This is a genomic window from Streptomyces sp. NPDC034086, from assembly GCF_055575515.1.
The window spans coordinates 1-17,611 of record NZ_JBVISM010000005.1 but is presented as its reverse complement, the minus strand read 5'-3'; the positions used below and the strand labels follow the sequence as shown (position 1 = coordinate 17,611).

Genomic DNA, 17,611 nt, shown 5'->3' with positions numbered 1-17,611 from the left:
TGAGGATCGGGCCCCAGTCCCAAACCCGTACCGGCGGCCGGTACGCGCCCGCGCCGGGCGGGGTCACCGGTGGTGTGCCGCCCGGCGCGGGCGCCCCGCTACCAGCGCACGGGCAGCCGGCTCGCCCCGTGCATCAGGCTGCCCGGGATCCACTCCAGGGGGCTGCCGGCCGGGTCGGCCTCCAGGCCCGGGAACCGTTCCAGCAGGCTCCGGACCGCGATGCGGCCCTCCATCCGGGCCAGCGGGGCGCCGAGGCAGAAGTGCAGCCCGTGCCCGAAGGCGAGGTGCCCTCCGGGGGCGCGGCGGATGTCGAACACGTCGGGTTCGGTGAAGCGGCCGGGGTCCCGGCCGGCACCGGACAGCGAGGCGAGCACGACCGACCCGGCGGGGATGACCACGCCTCCGAGCTCGACGTCCTTGGCGGCGTAGCGGTAGGTGGAGTTCTGCACGGGGCCGTCGTAGCGCAGCATCTCCTCCACGGCCCCGGCCAGCAGCCCGTCGAAGTCGGCGCGTAGGGCGGCCAGTTGGCCGGGGTGCGCCAGCAGGGCGCGGACGCCGTTGGAGATGAGGGTGACGGTGGTCTCGTGGCCGGCGACGAGGAGCAGGAAGGCCATCCCGATCAGCTCGTCGGGCGAGAGGGAGTCGCCGTCCTCGTCGCGGGTGCGGATCAGCGCGCTGAGCAGGTCGTCGCCGGGGGACTCGGCCTTCTCGGCGACGAGGTCCGTGAGGTAGCGGCTGAGCTGGACGTGCGCGTCGGCGTTCGTGGCTTCCGGGCGGGGCGCGACGATGTCGTGGGACCAGCGGCGGAAGCGTTCCCGGTCCAGGTCCGGGACTCCGAGGAGTTCGCAGATCACCGTCATGGGGAGCGGGAAGGCGAGGGCCTCGACGAGGTCGGCGGAGCGCGCGGGGCGGGCGGCCATCGCGTCCAGCAGTTCGTCGGTGACCTGCTGGACGCGGGGGCGCATCGCCTCCACCCGGCGGGCGGTGAACTCCCTGGCCACCAGGCGGCGCAGCCGGGTGTGGTGGGGCGGGTCGGACTCCAGCATGTTGGAGTTGGAGGCGCTGGGCTCGATGTCCGGATACAGCCCGGAACTGCGCCAGTCCTTCAGCAGGTCCGGGTGGGTGAGGGCCTGGCGGGCCTCCTCGTAGCCGACGACGAGCCAGTACGGGTCCTCGTCGGGCATGACGCCGCGGACCCGGTGCACCGGCCCGGTGGCGCGCAGCGCCGCGTAGAAGGAGTGGGGGTCGGAGTCGAAGTCTGCGGCCGCGGAACTGATGTCAACTACGGGCATCCGGCCACCCTACGACGGCCCAAGCCCCTTGGAGGGGGGCGGATCCGGCCACTCCGCACCCGTCGGGCGGCCGGTCCGTTCCCCCGCAGACCGGCCGGTCCGTTCCCCCGCATGCCGGCCGGTCCGTCAGCCGCGCAGCCCTTCGGGGAGGCGGCCGGTGTGCACCACCCCGAGGTGCTGGGTGGCGCGGGTGAGGGCGACGTAGAGGTCGCTCGGTTCGAGGTCCGCGGGCTCGGCCACGATCACCGTGTCGAACTCCAGCCCCTTGGCCTGGCGCGGGTCCAGCAGGACCACCGGCCGGGTGAGGTCCGGCTCCTCCCCCGCCCGTACGCCGGGCAGCGCCCCGGCCAGGGCCGGGTGCAGGGGGCGGGGGGCGATCACCGCGAGCCGGCCCTCGGCGGGGGCTCCGTCGCGGACGGCCCGGGCGACCGCGCCGGGGAGGTCCCTCGCCGCCCGGACCCAGGGCGGCACGCCGGTGGAGCGCACCGAGCGGGGCGGTGCGAAGCCGGGCCGGTGGGCGCGCATCACTCCGGCGGCGAGCTCCATGATCTCGGCGGGCGTGCGGTAGTTGACGCCGAGCCGGACGTGTTCCCAGCGGTCGCCGACGTACGGGTCGAGGATCTGCTTCCAGGAACCGCAGCCCGCCTCGTCGCCGGTCTGCGCCGGGTCGCCGACCAGCGTCATGGAGCGGGTCGGGCAGCGGCGCATCAGCAGCCGCCAGGCCATCTCGGAGAGTTCCTGCGCCTCGTCGACGACGAGGTGCCCGAAGGCCCAGGTGCGGTCGGCGGCGGCGCGTTCGGCGGTGGTGCGGTGGTCCGCCTCCTCCTGCCGTTCGGCCATCCGCTCGGCGTCGATGATGTCGTGGGCGGCGAGGTACTCGTTCTCCATGTCCTCGAACTCGTAGGACTCCGAGCCCTGGGAGAGGTCGAGGACGCCCTGCGCGTAGGCGACGCGCTCCAGCCGGTCGCGTTCGGCGGCTGCCCGCTGGGCGGTGTCGTCGACACCGAGGAGTTCGGCGGCCTCGTCGAGGAGCGGGACGTCGGCCGGGGTCCAGTCGCCCGAGGTCCGGCGGATCAGCTCGGCGTCCTCCGGGGGGAGGTGGGAGGGGTCGGCGAGGAAGTCGGCGACGAGCCGCTCGGGGGTCAGCCGGGGCCAGAGGGTGTCGATGGCGGCGTGCACGCGCGGGCTGGTGGCGATCTCCTTGCCGAGCTGTGCGACGTCGTCCGGGCCGAGCAGGTTCGGGCCGCCGTAGGGGTCGGCGCCGAGCCGGTCGGCGAGCTGTTCGGTGAGGGCGTCGATGACGGCGAACGCGAAGTAGGGGCGGGCCGGGTTGTGGGGAAGGCCGGTGGCGCGGGCGCGGTCGCGGGCGGCGTGGGCCATGGTCCGGTCGAGCAGGAGGGTGCCGTAGTCGTCGTGGTCGATCTCCAGCGCGGGCTCGGGGACCACGGCGCTGTCCTCCCCGCTGCCGGCGGGTACGTCCTCGGGGAGCGTCTGCCGGTCGGCGACGGCCCGGGCGAGGACGTCGGCCATGACGGCGCGGCCCTTGACGGCGGCGGCGCCGGGCCGGTCGGTGCCGGTGGCGCGCACTCCGGGGAACAGGTCGCCGGGGGAGGCCAGGAGCACCCCGGTCTCCCCGAGGGCGGGCAGCACCTCGCCGATGTAGCCGAGGAAGGCGGGGTTGGGTCCGACGATCAGCACGCCGCGCCGGGCGAGCAGCTCGCGGTGGGCGTAGAGGAGGTAGGCGGCCCGGTGCAGGGCGACGGCGGTCTTCCCGGTGCCGGGACCGCCCTCCACGACGAGCACGCCCTGGTGCGGTGAGCGGATGACGCGGTCCTGGTCGGCCTGGATGGTCCGGACGATGTCGTGCATGCGGCCGGTGCGGGCGGTGTCGAGGGCGGCGAGCAGCACGGCGTCCGCGTCGGCGCCCTCGTGGCCGGTGCGCTCGGTGTCGGCGAGGTCGAGGATCTCGTCGTGCAGGGCGGTGACCCGCCGTCCCTTGGTGGTGATGTGGCGACGGCGGCGCAGGCCCATCGGGACGTGCCCGGTGGCGAGGTAGAAGGGGCGGGCGGCCTCGGCGCGCCAGTCGAGGACGAGCGGGGTGCGTTCGGCGTCGTCCTGCCTGATGCCGATACGGCCGATGTGGTGGTCGCGGCCGTCGGAGAACTCGAGCCGGCCGAAACAGAGGCCCTGTTCGGCGGAGTTCAGAGCGGAAAGCAGACCGGACTGCTCGGCGACCAGGACGTCCCTTTCCAGCCGCGCCTGGAATCCGGTACCGCTCTCCCCCAGGGCGCTCTGAACGGCCCGTTCGGCCTGGTCGCGCAGGTCTTCGAGGCGCGCGTAGAGCTCGGTGATGAATTTCTGCTCGCTCTGAAATTCGGTGTTTGACAATTTCGCTCCCAGCGCGATACGATGTCCCCGTAAAGCTTCACCATGCCCCCATTTGAGCGAGGGCGTGAAGTATCGAATATACGCGAAAGCCCGCCCTGGACGTCAATTCGTCCGGGGCGTTTTCTGTATGCGCGGCGGTCCGGCACCACCCCGCGGCCGGGGGTGGTGCTGCCCGGCCCGGGCAGCGAGCCGCTCGCGTGGGGCGCGCTCGGGCCGGTGCCCCGTCCCCGCGGGGGCGGGGGCCGGGCGGCCCCCGGGGACCCACCCGTACGGGGCAGGCGGTTCGCGTCGTATGAGGTGATATCCACCTGATCTTTTAGCATGGCCCTCCTCCCGTCCCGGCGGTCGTCCACGGAGGAGTCGCATGTCCCGACGCACACACCGGTCCGCCGCCGTCGGCGCCGCGCTGACCGCGGTCGTCCTCCTGTCCGGGCCGGCCGGCGCGGCCGCGCCCGCCCACGACCACGCGGACGGCGGCGCCGGGGTCACGGCGGCGGAGGCCGCCCTGATCGGCGAGGAGCACGCGCGGGCCCACGCCGAGCGGCGCCGCGCGGTCCGCGGCACCGACGGCTACCCGCAGGCCACCCGCACCGCGAGCCTGACCACGCTCACCGAGTCGCAGGCGCTGGCCAACCGGGGCATGGACCCGGCGGAGTACGGCCGCTTCGCGGAGTTCTTCCCCTCACCCGACTTCGGGGTGCACCTCGCCCAGCTGCCGACCGGCAAGGTGCTGCTCTTCTCCTTCGAACGGGTCGAGGTCGACCCGACCAAGGAGACCGGCCCCACCGACCGGACCGGCCCCACCAACGCGGGCCGCGCCTTCCTGTGGGACCCGGCCAAGGGCACCGGCGCCCGGGCCTTCAAGGAGGTCCGGCCGCCGACGGTGCTGATGCCCGACGGTACGTACGCCCCGCGCCCCGCCCCGTTCTTCTGCGCCGGGCACGCGTTCCTGCCCAACGGGATGCTCGCGGTCTTCGGCGGCAACACCGGCGGCAAGGGCGGCAGCGGTGCGAAGCTCTCCTTCGTCTTCGACCCGTGGACCGAGCACTGGTACCGCAACCGTGACATGGCGGTGGGCCGCTGGTACCCATCGGCCGTCACCGGGGCCGACGGCCGCCAGATCATCGTGTCCGGGCAGTCCGAGCGCGGTACGGGCACCCCGACCCCGGTGGTGGAGCGCTTCCCGGCGAAGGGGCTGCCGGTGCCCTGGCGCCCGTTCGACATCCCCCTGGACGTCGCGGCCGACCGGTTCCGGGCGGACGCGCCCTTCCGCAACGACTACCCGCACCTGTTCTCACTGCGGGACGGCATGATCTACGGGCTCGGCCGGGACGCCGACCAGCAGTGGCTGTTCGACCCGGTCAGGGAGACCCGCCGCGACCTGCCCCGGCGCCCCGCGGACTTCCGCGGCTACGGATCCGCGGTGCCCCTCCCGGCCGGACTGCGCGGCCCGGACGCCGTTCTGGTCCTCGGCGGGGACCCGCACGACCCCAACACCTACCGGCTCGCGGGCGGCCGGTGGACCACGGAGCAGCCCCGGGCCTTCGGCCGCACCCAGGACGACACCCTGATCCTGCCGGACGCGACCCTGCTGACCGTCAACGGGGCCCTGAGCACCCGCGACTACGGCAACGGCCCCTTCAACCCGAAGGCCGACCTCAAGTACCGGCGGACCGAGCTGCGCGACGCCGCCGGTCACTGGCGGCTCGGACCGGCCCAGCGGCTCCCCCGGGGCTACCACTCCAACGCCCTGGTGATGCCCGACGGCCGGGTGATGGTGACCGGGGACGAGCTCCAGCAGATCGCCAACGACCCCGATATCCGGGACGCGATGGACGGCAGCATCGAGATCTACGAGCCCGCCTACCTCCACCGGGGCGGCCCCCGGCCGGCCCTGGACCGGGTCCCCCGGGGCACACTCGCCCACGGCGCCGCCTTCGAGGTGCGCAGCTCCACCGCGGCCGCCGTCCGGCGGGCCGTGCTCCTGGCGCCGACCACCGTCACCCACGCGGTGAACACCAGCCAGCGGCACCTGGAACTGCCCCTCACCGCGGTGCGCGGCGACGGCATCACCCTGCGGACCCCGCCGACGCCGGCGGACGCCCCGCCCGGCTACTACATGCTGTTCCTGCTCGACGCGCGGGGGGTGCCCAGTGCCGCCAAGTGGGTGAAGCTGGGCCTGCGGTAGGGCGGCGGCGGGGCCCCTCCCGCGCCGCTCGGGGGCGTGTCCCCCGGATGGGTGCGCACCGGGCTCCCCCGCACGACACGCCGCCGGGGGACTCGTAGCGTCGTCAGCACCGGGTCCGCCGGCCCGCGAGGGCCCGGACCGGGTCAGGGGGGTCTCCCGACGAGAGGCCGTACCGATGGGAAGCGACGTCTCCATATCCAGCCTGCTCCGGATCCACCGGGGCACCGCCCGGCCCGAGGAACTCGCCGCCCTCACGGTGGTGTTCGCCTGCCTCGCGGGGCAAGCCGGCGGCGGCGCCCAAGGCCGGACCGCACGGCCCGGGGCCCGGCCGGCGCGGGCCGCGCACCACCGCCCGCCACCGCGGCCCGGGGGCCACGGGTGCTGGGCGGGGTGCTGGGCCTGCCGCTGAGCGGGCCCCGCGCTTCAGGAGCGGCGCAGCAGCCGGGTCATGGCGTCGGCGAGCTCCGCGCGCGGGTCCGCCGGGGTCCCCTCGCAGCGCCAGGCCACGAAGCCGTCGGGGCGTACGAGGACGGCGCCGTCGGCGGGCAGTTCGTGGAGCCGCGCCCAGTCGGTGCCCTCCGCCTCGACCAGGTCGGCGTCCGGCCCGGAGCCGACCGTGTAGGCGTCCAGGTGCGCGCCCAGTTCCCGGGCGACCTGCCCGGCGGCCTCCTGCCAGGGCGTGCCCGGGCTGCTCAGCAGCACGAACGACGTCTCGTACAGGTCCAGCGCGGAGATCCGCTCGCCGGCCCGGGTGAGCCACATGTGCGGGGCACGGGTGCCGACGTCGCCCTTGAGGCGCATCTCCTCGGGGATGACCGGCCGCGCCGGGTCGCCGCCGATGACGGCGCCGCTCGGGTAGCAGTAGCCCATGGCCGTGGTGAGGACCCCGCTGCCGGGGCCGCCGCCCATGGTGGGCGGCGGCACGTACCCGGGGTGGCTGTGTTCGGCCGAACGGGCGGAGGCCCGCTCGCTGGTGGCCCGGGCGACGGGCAGCCGCTCCTCCTCGTAGCTGTCGAGGAGGCGGGGGCCGGCCGAGCCGTTCAGCACCGCCGCGATCTTCCAGGCGAGGTTGTGCGCGTCCTGGATGCCGGTGTTGGAGCCGAACGCCCCGGTCGGGGACATCTCGTGGGCGGCGTCGCCCACGACGAAGACCCGGCCGACCGAGTACCGCTCGGCGACCCGCTCGGCGGCGTGCCACGGCGCCTTGCCGCCGATCTCCACGTCCAGGTCGGGCAGGCCGATGGCCTCGCGGATCTGCGCGACGCAGCGTTCCTCGGTGAAGTCCTCCAGGGTTTCGCCCGTCTCCGGGTGCCAGGGGGCGTGGAAGACCCACTGGGTCTCGTTGTCGACGGGCAGCAGCGCCCCGTCCGCGCCCGGCCGCATCAGGTAGCAGACGATGAAGCGCAGGTCTCCCAGGGCCTCGGCGAGGCGCTCCGAGCGGAAGACGATGCTCACGTTGTGGAAGAGTTCGCCGTTGCCGCTCTGGCGGATGCCGAGCGCCTCCCGGACGGGGCTGCGCGGGCCGTCCGCCGCGATCAGGAAGTCGGCGCGGACGGTGAGGTGCTCACCGGTCTCCCGGTTCTTGACCAGGGCGTTCACCCCGGTGGCGTCCTGGTCGAAGCTCATCAGTTCGGTGGCGAAGCGCACGTCGGCGCCCTGGGCGCGGCTCTGCGCGGCCAGGACCGGCTCGATGTTGTTCTGGCTGCACAGGCACCAGCCGGTCGGGCTGAAACGGGCCAGGGCGCCGGAGGGGTCGACCGCCTTGATGAGCCACTTGTGCTCGCCGCCGATGAGGGCCTGCGTCTGCAGGATGCCCTGGTTGGCCTCGAGCGCGGAGGCCTCCTTGCGGATGGCGGGCTCGACGCCCGCCGTCCGGAACAGTTCCATCGTCCGGGCGTTGATGCCCCGTCCGCGCGGGTGGACGGAGGTCCCGGCGTGCTTCTCGACCACCATGTGCCTGATGCCGTGGCGGCTCAGGAACAGCGAGGTGGAGAGGCCTACGAGGGAACCGCCCACGACGAGGACCGGTACGCGGACATCGGCATGTTCTTCCATCGGCTGCGGACTCCTGTTTCGTGTGGGGGCAGTGGACGCCTTATGCCCGCGATCAGGCTTCTTGCCTTGGCGAGTCGCGTCTTGTCACCCGCTTGATCCGGAGATGTCGCGATCCGTACCCGGCCGGATGACGATGAGCGACAGCGGCGGACCCACTTGGGCCACACCGTCCGCCGTCCCCGGCCGCACGGTCCCCGGGACCCGCGCCCCCGGCGTTCGCCGCCGGCGAAGCACCGAGCCGCGTACGCGCCGGTCCAGGCCCTCACGAAGGAGTGAGCAGATGACAACCACCCTGTCCGAACGGGTGTCGCAGTCCGCTTTCGACGGCTCCATGCTGCGGGTCGTCCTGCTGATGGACCTCCACGAGGGTGCCCAGCAGCGGTTCTTCGACGCCTACGAGCAGTTGCGGCACGACATCGCGTCGGTGCCGGGCCACCTCGGCGACCAGCTCTGCCAGTCCTTCGCGAACCCCTCCCAGTGGCTGATCACCAGCGAGTGGGAGAGCGCCCCGCAGTACCTCGCATGGGTGAACAGCGACGAGCACGCCGAGCAGGTCCGGCCGCTGGGCGCCTGCGCCCGCTCGATGCGGCCGCTGACCTTCACCGTGCTGCGCGAGACGGGCAAGCGGTACGAGGCCCCCGAGCGCCTCGCCGGCGGCCGGCTCCAGGGCGCGCCCCGGCTGGGCGAGGGCATCGTCCGGCACGCGCTGACCTTCACGGTGAAGCCGGGCAGCGAGGCGAAGGTCGCCGAGATCCTCTCCTCCTACTCCTCCCCGGCCGCCCGGGTCGACGACCACACCCGGCTCTGCCGGACCTCGCTGTTCATGCACGGCAACCGGGTGGTGCGTGCCGTGGAGGTGCAGGGCGACCTCACCGCGGCGCTTCGGCACGTGTCGGAGCAGCCCGAGGTGCGGGCCGTCGAGCAGGCCATCAACCCGTACCTGGAGCAGCACCGGGACCTGTCCGATCCCGAGTCGGCGCGGATGTTCTTCATGCGCGCGGCCCTGCCGGCCGTCCACCACGTGGCCGCGCACGGACCGCAGCCGGACCGGGTGACGCGGCACGCGCTGTTCTACCCGGCGAAGGCGGGCTGCGGCCCCCTCGTCGCCCGCTTCCTGGCCCGCCAGGACGAGACGGCGGCGAGGATCCCCACCTCGCCCGTGCTGAGCAGCAGCATCTTCCAGCGCGACGACGTGGTGGTGCGCCTCCTCGACGTCAAGGGCCCGGCCGACGCCCGCTTCGCGGCCGGCTTCGGCCTCGAGGGACCCCGCAAGGCGGCGGTGCTGGACCGTCTGCTGACCGGCTCGCCCGGTACCGCTCCGGCCGGCCCCCACCCCATGGAACTGATCACCGACCGCCGGGCTCCGGCGCGGTCCTGATCCGTACGGGGCAGCCCCGGGCCACGGCCCGGACCCGGCCCCCCGCTCCCGCTCCCCGTCACGACCCGGCAGCCCGCGCGCACGCCAAGGCTCCGATCCGCCAGGAGGAAGTCCGCATGACCAGACATCAGCCGCGCATCGTCGACCTCAGCGAGACCCAGCCCAACCGCAGGCGCGGAGGGGATCTGCGCGCCGTGCTCACCCCGACCTCGGTGGGCTCGACCAGCGGCTTCATGGGCCTGGCCGTGATGGCCCCCGGTGAGTCGATCGCCGAGCACTACCACCCGTACTCGGAGGAGTTCGTGTACGTGGTCGCCGGGACGCTCGAGGTCGACCTCGACGGCGAGACCCACCCGCTGCGCACCGACCAGGGACTGCTGGTCCCGCTGAACGTGCGCCACCGGTTCCGCAACGTCGGCGGTACGGAGGCCCGGATGGTCTTCCACCTCGGCCCCCTCGCCCCGCGCCCGGAGCTCGGGCACGTGGACACCGAGGAGGCCCCGAACCCGGACGCCACCGCCTGGGCCGAGCGTCCGCCGGAGCGCTCCGGGGTGGTCTCGTGACGCGCCGGCGGGTGGCCGTCACCGGGGTGGGCGTGGTGGCCCCGGGCGGCATCGGGACCGCCGCCTTCTGGGACCTGCTGTCCAACGGCCGTACGGCGACGCGGGGGATCAGCCTCTTCGACCCGTCCGGGTTCCGCTCGCGGATAGCCGCCGAGGTCGACTTCGACCCCCGTGAGCACGGCCTCACCGAGGACGAGGCGGCCCGGGCCGACCGCTACATCCAGTTCGCCCTGGTCGCCGCCCGCGAGGCGATGGCCGACGCCGGGCTGGAGCTCGACGGCGAGCGCGCCTGGCGCACGGGCGTCTCCCTGGGGACGGCGGTCGGCGGTACCACCCGGCTGGAGCACGACTACGTCGCGGTGAGCCAGCAGGGGGCGTGGTGGGACGTGGACCACCGTCTCGCCTCGCCCTTCCTGCACCGCGCGTTCACCCCGGCCACCCTCGCCTCGGCGGTGGCGGAGCAGACGGGGGCGCGGGGTCCCGTACAGACGGTGTCGACCGGCTGCACGTCCGGGCTCGACGCCGTCGGGTACGCCGTGCACTCCATCCAGGAGGGCCGGATGGACGTGTGCGTGGCCGGCGCGTCCGACTCCCCCGTCTCCCCCATCACCGTGGCCTGCTTCGACGCCATCAAGGCGACCTCCGCGAACAACGACGACCCGGCGCACGCCTCCCGGCCCTTCGACGCCGACCGGGACGGATTCGTCCTCGGCGAGGGCGGCGCGGTCCTGGTCCTGGAGGAGCTGGAGCACGCCCGGGCCCGCGGGGCCCGCGTCTACTGCGAGATCGGCGGCTACGCCACCTTCGGCAACGCCCACCACATGACCGGGCTGACCACCGAGGGCCTGGAGATGGCCCGGGCGATATCGACCGCCCTGGCGCAGGCCCGGATCGACGCGCGGGACATCGACTACGTCAACGCGCACGGCTCCGGCACCAAGCAGAACGACCGCCACGAGACGGCGGCGGTCAAGCGGGTGCTCGGCGACCACGCCTACGACACGCCGATGACCTCCATCAAGTCCATGGTGGGGCACTCGCTCGGCGCGATCGGGGCGATCGAACTCGCGGCCTGCGTCCTGGCGATGACGCACCAGGTGGTGCCGCCGACCGCGAACTACGAGACGCCGGACCCCGAGTGCGACCTGGACTACGTGCCGCGCACCGCCCGGGAGCACACCATGCGCAGCGTGCTGTCCGTCGGCAGCGGCTTCGGCGGCTTCCAGTCCGCCGTGGTGATGACCCAGCCCAAGGAGGTACGCGCGTGAACAGACCCACCGCCGGCAAGCCGGTGGCCGTCACGGGCGTCGGGGTCGTCGCGCCCAACGGGATCGGCGCCGCCGCGTTCTGGAAGGCGACCCAGGCGGGCGAGAGCGTCCTGGACCGGGTGACCCGGCAGGGCTGCGAGCACCTCCCGGTGCGTGTCGCCGGCGAGGTACGGGGCTTCGAGCCCGGGGCGCTGGTCGAGGACCGCTTCCTCGTCCAGACCGACCGCTTCAGCCACTACGCGCTGGCGGCGGCGGACCTGGCGCTGGAGCACGCCCGGCTGGGCCGGGCGGACTACGAGGACGATCCGTACGCGGTCGGCGTCGTCACCGCGGCCGGCTCGGGCGGCGGCGAGTTCGGGCAGCGCGAGCTCCAGCGGCTGTGGGGGCAGGGCCCCCGCTACGTCGGCCCGTACCAGTCGATCGCCTGGTTCTACGCGGCCAGCACCGGCCAGATCTCCATCCGGCGCGGGTTCAAGGGCCCGTGCGGGGTGGTCGCGAGCGACGAGGCGGGCGGGCTGGACGCCTTCGCGCACGCCGCCCGGGCGATCCGCCAGGGCAGCCGGGCGATGCTGGTGGGCGCGACGGAAGCGCCGCTCGCGCCGTACTCGGTGGTCTGCCAGCTCGGGTACGAGGGGCTCAGCACCGCGGAGGACCCGGAGCGCGCCTACCGGCCCTTCACCGCGAAGGCCTGCGGCTTCGTCCCGGCGGAGGGCGGCGCGATGTTCACCGTCGAGGACGCGGAGGCGGCCGAGCGGCGGGGCGCGCCGGTGCGGGCCCTGCTGGCCGGGCACGCCGCCACCTTCACCGGGCCGGGACGGCCGGACGAGTCGGGAGCGGGTCTGGCCCGTGCCGTCCGCGGCGCGCTGCGGGAAGCGGGGCTGGCCCCCGAGGAGGTGGACGTGGTCTTCGCCGACGCCCTGGGCACGCCCGAGGCGGACGCGGCGGAGGCGCGGGCGATCCGGGAGGCGCTGGGCACGTACGGTGCGAAGGTTCCGGTGACCGCTCCCAAGACCGGTACCGGGCGGGCGTACTGCGCGGCCGGCACCCTGGACGCCGCCGCCGCCGTGCTGGCGCTGGAGCACGGCGTCATCCCGCCCACCCCGAACGTCTTCGACGTCTGCCACGACCTCGACGTGGTCACGGGCAGCGCCCGTGTCGCCCCCCTGCGGACCGCGCTCGTCCTGAGCCGGGGCCGGATGGGGTCGAACGCGGCACTCGTCCTCCGCAAGGGGCCCGGATCCGCGGCGTAGGGACCGGTACCCCGTTCGTCAGGGCCGGGCGCGGTCAAGGGCCCGGTCCCCGGAAGCAGGAAAGAGAGAAGGCACCATGTCCGACCAACTGACCATGGAAGAGCTGGCGGCGCTCATGAAGGGCGCCGGCATCACCGTCGACCCCGCGGAGCTGGCGAGCCGCCCGGAATCCCGGTTCGACGACTACGGCCTGGACTCGCTCGGTCTGCTCGGCATCGTCGGTGAGCTGGAGAACCGGCGGGGCCGCGCGCTGCCCCCGGACGCGGACCGCTGCAAGAGCCCGCGCGAGTTCGTCGACCTCGTCAACAACAGCCTCATGACCGGAGCCTGACATGCCTGGACACACCGACAACGAGATCGTGGTCAAAGCGCCCGTCGACGTCGTGTGGGACGTGACGAACGACCTGCCGAACTGGCCGAAGCTGTTCAGCGAGTACGCCTCGGTCGAGATCCTCGAGAAGGCGGGTGACACCACCCGGTTCCGGCTCGCCATGCACCCGGACGAGAACGGCGTGGTGTGGAGCTGGGTGTCGGAGCGGACGGTGGACCGCGCGGGCCTCACGGTGAAGGCCCGCCGGGTGGAGACCGGTCCGTTCGCGCACATGAACATCCACTGGGAGTACGGCGAGGTGCCGGGCGGTACCCGCATGCGCTGGGTCCAGGACTTCGCGATGAAGCCGGACGCGCCGATCGACGACGTGGGGATGACCGACCGCATCAACCTCAACTCGCGGATCCAGATGGAACTCATCCGGGACAAGATCGAGCAGCGGGTGCGCGGCGGCCGCAAGCCGGTCGCCGGCCGCCGCTGAGGCCTCCCGGCCCTCCCCTCCTCGGCCCACCCCTCCTGGTCCCCTCCAGTCGAAAGGCACACCTCCCGATGCACCAAGCCCTCATCGTGGCGCGCATGGCGCCCGGTTCGGCACCCGACATCGCCGGTCTGTTCGCCGCCTCGGACGCGGGTGAGCTGCCCCACCTGGTCGGGGTCCGCCGCCGCAGTCTGTTCCAGTTCGGGGACGTGTACATGCACCTGATCGAGGCCGACCGGGATCCCGGTCCGGCCATCGCCCAGGTCACCGGGCACCCCGAGTTCCGCGACCTGAGCGAGCGGCTCTCGGCCTTCGTCAGCCCGCACGACCCGAAGACGTGGCGGAGCCCGAAGGACGCGATGGCCCAGCGGTTCTACCTCTGGGAGCGGGACGCCGCCCGGTAGTCGTAGGGGTGCCCAAGCCGGCGCCGCACCCTCCGGGCGGCCTGGGCACCCACGACCCCCGCGCACCGGGAGCGTCCGCTTCACGGCTCGTGACGGGGGGAATTCGGCAAGTAGTTTTTACATGAATAGCTGACTGAATTTCCGTCAACAAGGTTCCGCCTCATATCTCGATTTGATAACAAGAACGCCGAAAAGGCCTGGACCTTTGACCTGCAACGCGCGTAACTACCTTGTCTTCAAAGCGCTTTGACGGTTCATCAAATTCTGCATCCAGGTAACGGATAGATTTCCCGGGCCGTTCTCCCGTTTGTCCGAATTCCACGAGCCGCCCATCTGGCAAGCTTCCGCGCACCCACTCTCCTGACCAGGACTTGAGGTGCGCATGACAGCACGAACCACCGGCCGCCGGCGCAGGCCCGGCCACCGGCGCAAACCCAGGAAGCTGATACTCCTGACCGCCGCCATGGCATCGGCGGCGGTACTCGCGGGAGGCATCGCCTACTACGGCATCGGCGGCGACGCCGAGGCGACCACCAGCGCCCTGGCGGAGGCGCCCGCCGCCGTCGCCGAACCGGCCGCCGCACCGGCCAGGGACGCGGAACCGGCCCCCCTCGCGAAGGCGCCCGCGAACGAGGACGGCCGCGGCATGGTCTACGACGGGCTCGAGACGGCCCCGAAGGGCGACCGCTGCGTCGGCGTCTACCGCACGACCGCCGGCCTGTGCACGCACGGGCCGGACGCTCCCCCCGGGGGCGTCGACATCAAGCGGGACGTGGAGCCCGTGGTCCGCACGAAGGCCCCGGCGGCCGACCCCGCCTCCCCGGCCGCCGCCGACCCGGCCGCCACCGAGAACGGCGGGCGTCCTCAGGACGCGCCCGCCGCCGACGCCCGAGGCGCCGCCGCGAGCGCCAAGGCCCCGGCCCCGCCGGCCTCCGGCGGGCAGGGCGTGGCCGCCGGACCGGCCGGGCAGACCGTCCAGTGCGACGGCGACGGCAGCACCGGCAACCGTGTCCAGGTCGTGTACGTACACGGCCCGGGCCGCGACCGGTACGCCGAGTACGTGGCCTCGTTCCGCAAGTGGGCGGCCGACGCCGACCTCATCTACGCGGCGAGCGCCAAGGAGACCGGCGGCGTCCGGCACATCCGCTACGTGACGGCCGCCGACTGCACCCCCTCGGTGCTCAACATCGAGCTCCCCGACTCCGCGCTCCGGGAGTTCAGCGCCACCAACAACGCGCTGGCCGCCAAGGGCCTGGACCGCCGCGACCGCAAGTACATGATCTTCGCGGACAGCCAGGTCTACTGCGGCATCGGCACCTTCAACGGCGACGAGCGGCCCGGCCAGAACAACCTGAGCAACTTCGGCCCCTCCTACGGGCGTACGGACTCGGGCTGCTGGGGCGGCCACACCGCCGCGCACGAACTCGGCCACAACCTGGGCGCGGTCAACAACAGCGCGCCCAACACCAGCCGGGGCGCGCACTGCACGGACGAGTTCGACGTCATGTGCTACTCCGACACCCCGTACTACCCGAAGATGCGCGACGTGTGCCGGAACCAGGCCGCCGAGAACATCCTGGACTGCAACCACGACGACTACTTCCACACCAGCCCGAAGCCCGGCAGCTACCTGGCCACCCACTGGAACATCGCCGACAACCAGTTCCTGATGCGCTCGGCGGGCGGTGGCGGCACCACCCCGGACCCGAACCCTTCGCCCACCGCGAAGCCGAGCCCGTCGCCCACCAAGAAGCCCTCGGGCGCCCCGGCGGTGACGGCGGGCCAGATCCAGTCCGACTCGGTGGTGCTGAGCTGGCCGAAGGCCGACGGCGCGGTCTGGTACCAGGTCCTGCTGAACGACAAGCACCTGACCTGGGTCCAGTCCACCTCGCTGCGCGTCTACAACCTCAGGCCCGGCACCGCGTACACGGCCGCCGTGTCGGTCCGCGACGGCTCCGGCCGTGACAGCGGCCCCGGCAAGGCCGCGTCGTTCCGTACGGCCGGCGCGGGCGGAGGTGCCACCACCCCGGGCACCCGCTACGTGCTCGGCAACGGCAGCAGCGGCATGGCCGCCGAGCTGTGGGGCGGCCGGACCGCCGACGGAACCGTCCTCGTCGCGAACCGGACCAACGGCTACGCGCAGCAGCAGTGGTACTTCGACGACGCGGGCGGCGGGACGGTGCGCATCCGGTCCGCGGCCTCCGGCAAGTGCCTCCAGCCGGGCGGCGCTCCCGCCGCGGGCATGTGGGTCGCGCAGCAGACCTGCGGGAACTCCGCCGCCCAGCAGTGGCGGCTGACCTCCCGCGACGGCGCGGTGACCGTCACCGACCCGAGCGGCGGCTTCGCCCTCACGGTCAGCGACCGGCCCTACTACGGGACCTGGCTGCTCGACCTCCAGCGCGCGGACGGCCGTCCGGCGCAGGTCTGGGCGGTCCGCAAGGCCGGCTGACCGGCCCCGGGCCGGCGGGCGGCCGTACTCCCCTGCGGCCGCCCGCCACTCCCCGCCTCCCCTCCCGCGGACCCCTCGTCCCGCCTCCCCCGGGAACCCCTCACCCCGCCTCCCGCGCGGGGCCCCCGTCCCCTCGTCCGTCACTCCCCTCACCTGGAGCACCGCGCCGATGCGCCGACACCTCCCGCACCCCGCCGCCGCCCTGGCCTTCGCCGTACTGGCCCTCCCCCTGCTGTACCTCGCGCTGGCCGTGGGCACGGCCGCACCCGCCCGCGCGCACGGCGACACCATGAAGGTGGTCATCACCGGTCAGCGGGACGGCCGTGTCACCTCGGACGTCACCTGGGAGAACGACGGCGACGCCGTCGAGGAGGCCGTGGCCGCCACCGTGAACGCCGTCAGCGCCGACGGGAGCCGTACGGCGGGCCCCTGGCGGCTGGTGCGCGACACGGGCCGGGCCGCGGGGTGGATCACGGCCGAGGCGCTGCCGCCCGGCACGTGGACGGTGACCGTCGACGCGGGCTTCCCGGCGCTCGGGCACGCGCGGCAGGAGGTCGCGGTGCCCGTGGTGGACCCGGCCCCGGCGCCGCCCGCCGTCCCCGCTCCGGCCCCTGCGACCCCCTCGGCCCCTTCAGCCCCGAGTGCCCCGTCCGCTCCCTCCACCACTTCCGCCCCTTCCGCCCCTTCCCCCTCCCCCGCGGAGGTGCCCGCGCCGTCGGCTGGCTCCGGCGGCTGGTGGACCACCGCCGGGGTGGCCGGGATCGCCCTCGCCGGCGCGGCCGCCGGGATCCTGCTGCGCCGCTCGCGCCGCTGACGGAGTGTCGTCGGCCCGGCCGGGCGGCGGGCGAGCATGGTGGTCCCCGAAGCGCTCGACGACGTACACGACGAGAGACACGGCTGGGGACTGCTCATGAAGGCCACGGAGGTACTGGCGGACGGCTTCGGACGCATCCGGGAGGTGGTCCACGAGACGGTCGAGGGGCTCTCGGCCGAGGAGCTGAACGCCCGGCTCGATCCGGAGGCGAACTCGATCGCCTGGCTGGTCTGGCACCTGACCCGGGTCCAGGACGACCACGTGGCCGACGCCGCGGGGCTGGAGCAGGTGTGGCGGTCCGGGGGCTGGGCCGGCCGCTTCGGCCTGCCGCTGCCCGATGACGGCATCGGCTACGGACACACCGCCGCCGAGGCCGGCGCGGTGCGCGTCGACTCCCCCGGCCTGCTGCTGGGCTACTACGACGAGGTGCACGAGCAGAGCCTGCGGTTCGTACGCGGGCTGGCGGCCGCGGATCTCGAGCGGATCGTCGACGAACGCTGGGACCCCCCGGTCAGCCTGGGCGTGCGCCTGGTCAGCGTCCTGACGGACGACCTGCAGCACGCGGGCCAGGCGGCCTACGTCCGGGGCGTGCTCCAGCGGCGTTCGGCCTAGGTGGTGTCCGGCGGATCATTCGCGGAGCCAGAGTCTGATGGCTGCGGTGGTGATGGTGCCGTGGAAAACGTAGGCGCGTTTGTCGTAGCGGGTGGCGACGGCCCGGTGGTGTTTGAGCCGGTTGATTGTCCGCTCGACTTC

At 73.8% G+C, this 17,611-nt stretch carries 15 protein-coding genes and 1 pseudogene; 12 read left to right on the top strand and 4 right to left on the bottom strand.

Annotated elements, in window-relative coordinates; genetic code table 11:
- Positions 1 to 98: 98 nt before the first annotated feature.
- Positions 99 to 1,292, bottom strand: a complete 1,194-nt coding sequence (locus ACZ514_RS14730) for a cytochrome P450 family protein (protein ID WP_468168014.1) — start codon at positions 1,290 to 1,292, stop codon at positions 99 to 101.
- A 126-nt stretch (positions 1,293 to 1,418) separates the two neighbouring features.
- The gene (locus ACZ514_RS14725; protein ID WP_469124855.1) at positions 1,419 to 3,680 is read right to left on the bottom strand and encodes a HelD family protein; all 2,262 of its coding nucleotides are present in this window, start codon (positions 3,678 to 3,680) and stop codon (positions 1,419 to 1,421) included.
- Between the two features lie 364 nt (positions 3,681 to 4,044).
- Between ACZ514_RS14725 and ACZ514_RS14720 the strand changes: the two genes are divergently transcribed.
- Entirely contained in the window at positions 4,045 to 5,868 is a 1,824-nt protein-coding gene (locus tag ACZ514_RS14720) for a galactose oxidase-like domain-containing protein (protein WP_469124854.1), read from the top strand.
- Between the two features lie 175 nt (positions 5,869 to 6,043).
- A complete protein-coding gene (locus ACZ514_RS14715) occupies positions 6,044 to 6,277 on the top strand; it encodes an acyl-CoA carboxylase subunit epsilon (RefSeq protein WP_468168005.1) in 234 nt (77 codons plus the stop codon).
- Positions 6,278 to 6,291: 14 nt separating this feature from the next.
- Here ACZ514_RS14715 and ACZ514_RS14710 read toward each other — a convergent pair whose 3' ends face one another.
- The gene (locus ACZ514_RS14710) at positions 6,292 to 7,923 is read right to left on the bottom strand and encodes an FAD-dependent oxidoreductase (RefSeq protein ID WP_468168002.1); all 1,632 of its coding nucleotides are present in this window, start codon (positions 7,921 to 7,923) and stop codon (positions 6,292 to 6,294) included.
- Positions 7,924 to 8,203: 280 nt separating this feature from the next.
- Here ACZ514_RS14710 and ACZ514_RS14705 point away from each other — a divergent pair, with 280 nt between their 5' ends.
- The 10 genes from ACZ514_RS14705 (at position 8,204) to ACZ514_RS14660 (ending at position 17,470) form a co-directional block, all read left to right on the top strand.
- Positions 8,204 to 9,301: a SchA/CurD-like domain-containing protein gene (locus ACZ514_RS14705; RefSeq protein ID WP_468167999.1), complete on the top strand. Its 1,098-nt coding sequence runs from the start codon at positions 8,204 to 8,206 to the stop codon at positions 9,299 to 9,301.
- 116 nt (positions 9,302 to 9,417) lie between these two features.
- Positions 9,418 to 9,864 carry a cupin domain-containing protein gene (locus ACZ514_RS14700; protein ID WP_388937544.1) on the top strand — a complete coding sequence of 149 codons (447 nt, stop codon included), beginning with the start codon at positions 9,418 to 9,420 and terminating at the stop codon, positions 9,862 to 9,864.
- Positions 9,861 to 11,132 (top strand): beta-ketoacyl-[acyl-carrier-protein] synthase family protein, encoded by a 1,272-nt coding sequence (locus ACZ514_RS14695; protein WP_468167996.1) that lies wholly within the window; start codon positions 9,861 to 9,863, stop codon positions 11,130 to 11,132. Before ACZ514_RS14700 ends, ACZ514_RS14695 begins: the two co-directional genes overlap by 4 nt.
- The gene (locus ACZ514_RS14690) at positions 11,129 to 12,382 is read left to right on the top strand and encodes a beta-ketoacyl synthase N-terminal-like domain-containing protein (RefSeq protein ID WP_468167993.1); all 1,254 of its coding nucleotides are present in this window, start codon (positions 11,129 to 11,131) and stop codon (positions 12,380 to 12,382) included. Before ACZ514_RS14695 ends, ACZ514_RS14690 begins: the two co-directional genes overlap by 4 nt.
- A gap of 76 nt (positions 12,383 to 12,458) precedes the next feature.
- Entirely contained in the window at positions 12,459 to 12,713 is a 255-nt protein-coding gene (locus tag ACZ514_RS14685; protein WP_468167991.1) for an acyl carrier protein, read from the top strand.
- A gap of 1 nt (position 12,714) precedes the next feature.
- A complete protein-coding gene (locus ACZ514_RS14680) occupies positions 12,715 to 13,194 on the top strand; it encodes an SRPBCC family protein (protein ID WP_468167988.1) in 480 nt (159 codons plus the stop codon).
- Positions 13,195 to 13,262: 68 nt separating this feature from the next.
- Complete coding sequence (locus ACZ514_RS14675) at positions 13,263 to 13,595, top strand: TcmI family type II polyketide cyclase (RefSeq protein WP_388937537.1); 333 nt, start codon at positions 13,263 to 13,265, stop codon at positions 13,593 to 13,595.
- A gap of 382 nt (positions 13,596 to 13,977) precedes the next feature.
- On the top strand, positions 13,978 to 16,044 hold the full coding sequence (locus ACZ514_RS14670) for an RICIN domain-containing protein (protein WP_468167985.1): 2,067 nt from the start codon (positions 13,978 to 13,980) through the stop codon (positions 16,042 to 16,044).
- Between the two features lie 169 nt (positions 16,045 to 16,213).
- Positions 16,214 to 16,858 carry a hypothetical protein gene (locus tag ACZ514_RS14665; RefSeq protein ID WP_468167982.1) on the top strand — a complete coding sequence of 215 codons (645 nt, stop codon included), beginning with the start codon at positions 16,214 to 16,216 and terminating at the stop codon, positions 16,856 to 16,858.
- 96 nt (positions 16,859 to 16,954) lie between these two features.
- Positions 16,955 to 17,470: a mycothiol transferase gene (locus tag ACZ514_RS14660; RefSeq protein ID WP_468168680.1), complete on the top strand. Its 516-nt coding sequence runs from the start codon at positions 16,955 to 16,957 to the stop codon at positions 17,468 to 17,470.
- 15 nt (positions 17,471 to 17,485) lie between these two features.
- Here ACZ514_RS14660 and ACZ514_RS14655 read toward each other — a convergent pair.
- Positions 17,486 to 17,611 (bottom strand): annotated as a pseudogene (locus tag ACZ514_RS14655) (IS5/IS1182 family transposase); the annotation flags it as partial.

Coding starts and splice junctions, on each gene's coding strand:
- ACZ514_RS14730 (WP_468168014.1), bottom strand. CDS start 1,292: ATGCCCGTAGTTGACATCAGTTCCGCGGCCGCAGACTTCGACTCCGAC.
- ACZ514_RS14720 (WP_469124854.1), top strand. CDS start 4,045: ATGTCCCGACGCACACACCGGTCCGCCGCCGTCGGCGCCGCGCTGACC.
- ACZ514_RS14715 (WP_468168005.1), top strand. CDS start 6,044: ATGGGAAGCGACGTCTCCATATCCAGCCTGCTCCGGATCCACCGGGGC.
- ACZ514_RS14710 (WP_468168002.1), bottom strand. CDS start 7,923: ATGGAAGAACATGCCGATGTCCGCGTACCGGTCCTCGTCGTGGGCGGT.
- ACZ514_RS14705 (WP_468167999.1), top strand. CDS start 8,204: ATGACAACCACCCTGTCCGAACGGGTGTCGCAGTCCGCTTTCGACGGC.
- ACZ514_RS14700 (WP_388937544.1), top strand. CDS start 9,418: ATGACCAGACATCAGCCGCGCATCGTCGACCTCAGCGAGACCCAGCCC.
- ACZ514_RS14685 (WP_468167991.1), top strand. CDS start 12,459: ATGTCCGACCAACTGACCATGGAAGAGCTGGCGGCGCTCATGAAGGGC.
- ACZ514_RS14680 (WP_468167988.1), top strand. CDS start 12,715: ATGCCTGGACACACCGACAACGAGATCGTGGTCAAAGCGCCCGTCGAC.
- ACZ514_RS14675 (WP_388937537.1), top strand. CDS start 13,263: ATGCACCAAGCCCTCATCGTGGCGCGCATGGCGCCCGGTTCGGCACCC.
- ACZ514_RS14670 (WP_468167985.1), top strand. CDS start 13,978: ATGACAGCACGAACCACCGGCCGCCGGCGCAGGCCCGGCCACCGGCGC.
- ACZ514_RS14665 (WP_468167982.1), top strand. CDS start 16,214: ATGCGCCGACACCTCCCGCACCCCGCCGCCGCCCTGGCCTTCGCCGTA.
- ACZ514_RS14660 (WP_468168680.1), top strand. CDS start 16,955: ATGAAGGCCACGGAGGTACTGGCGGACGGCTTCGGACGCATCCGGGAG.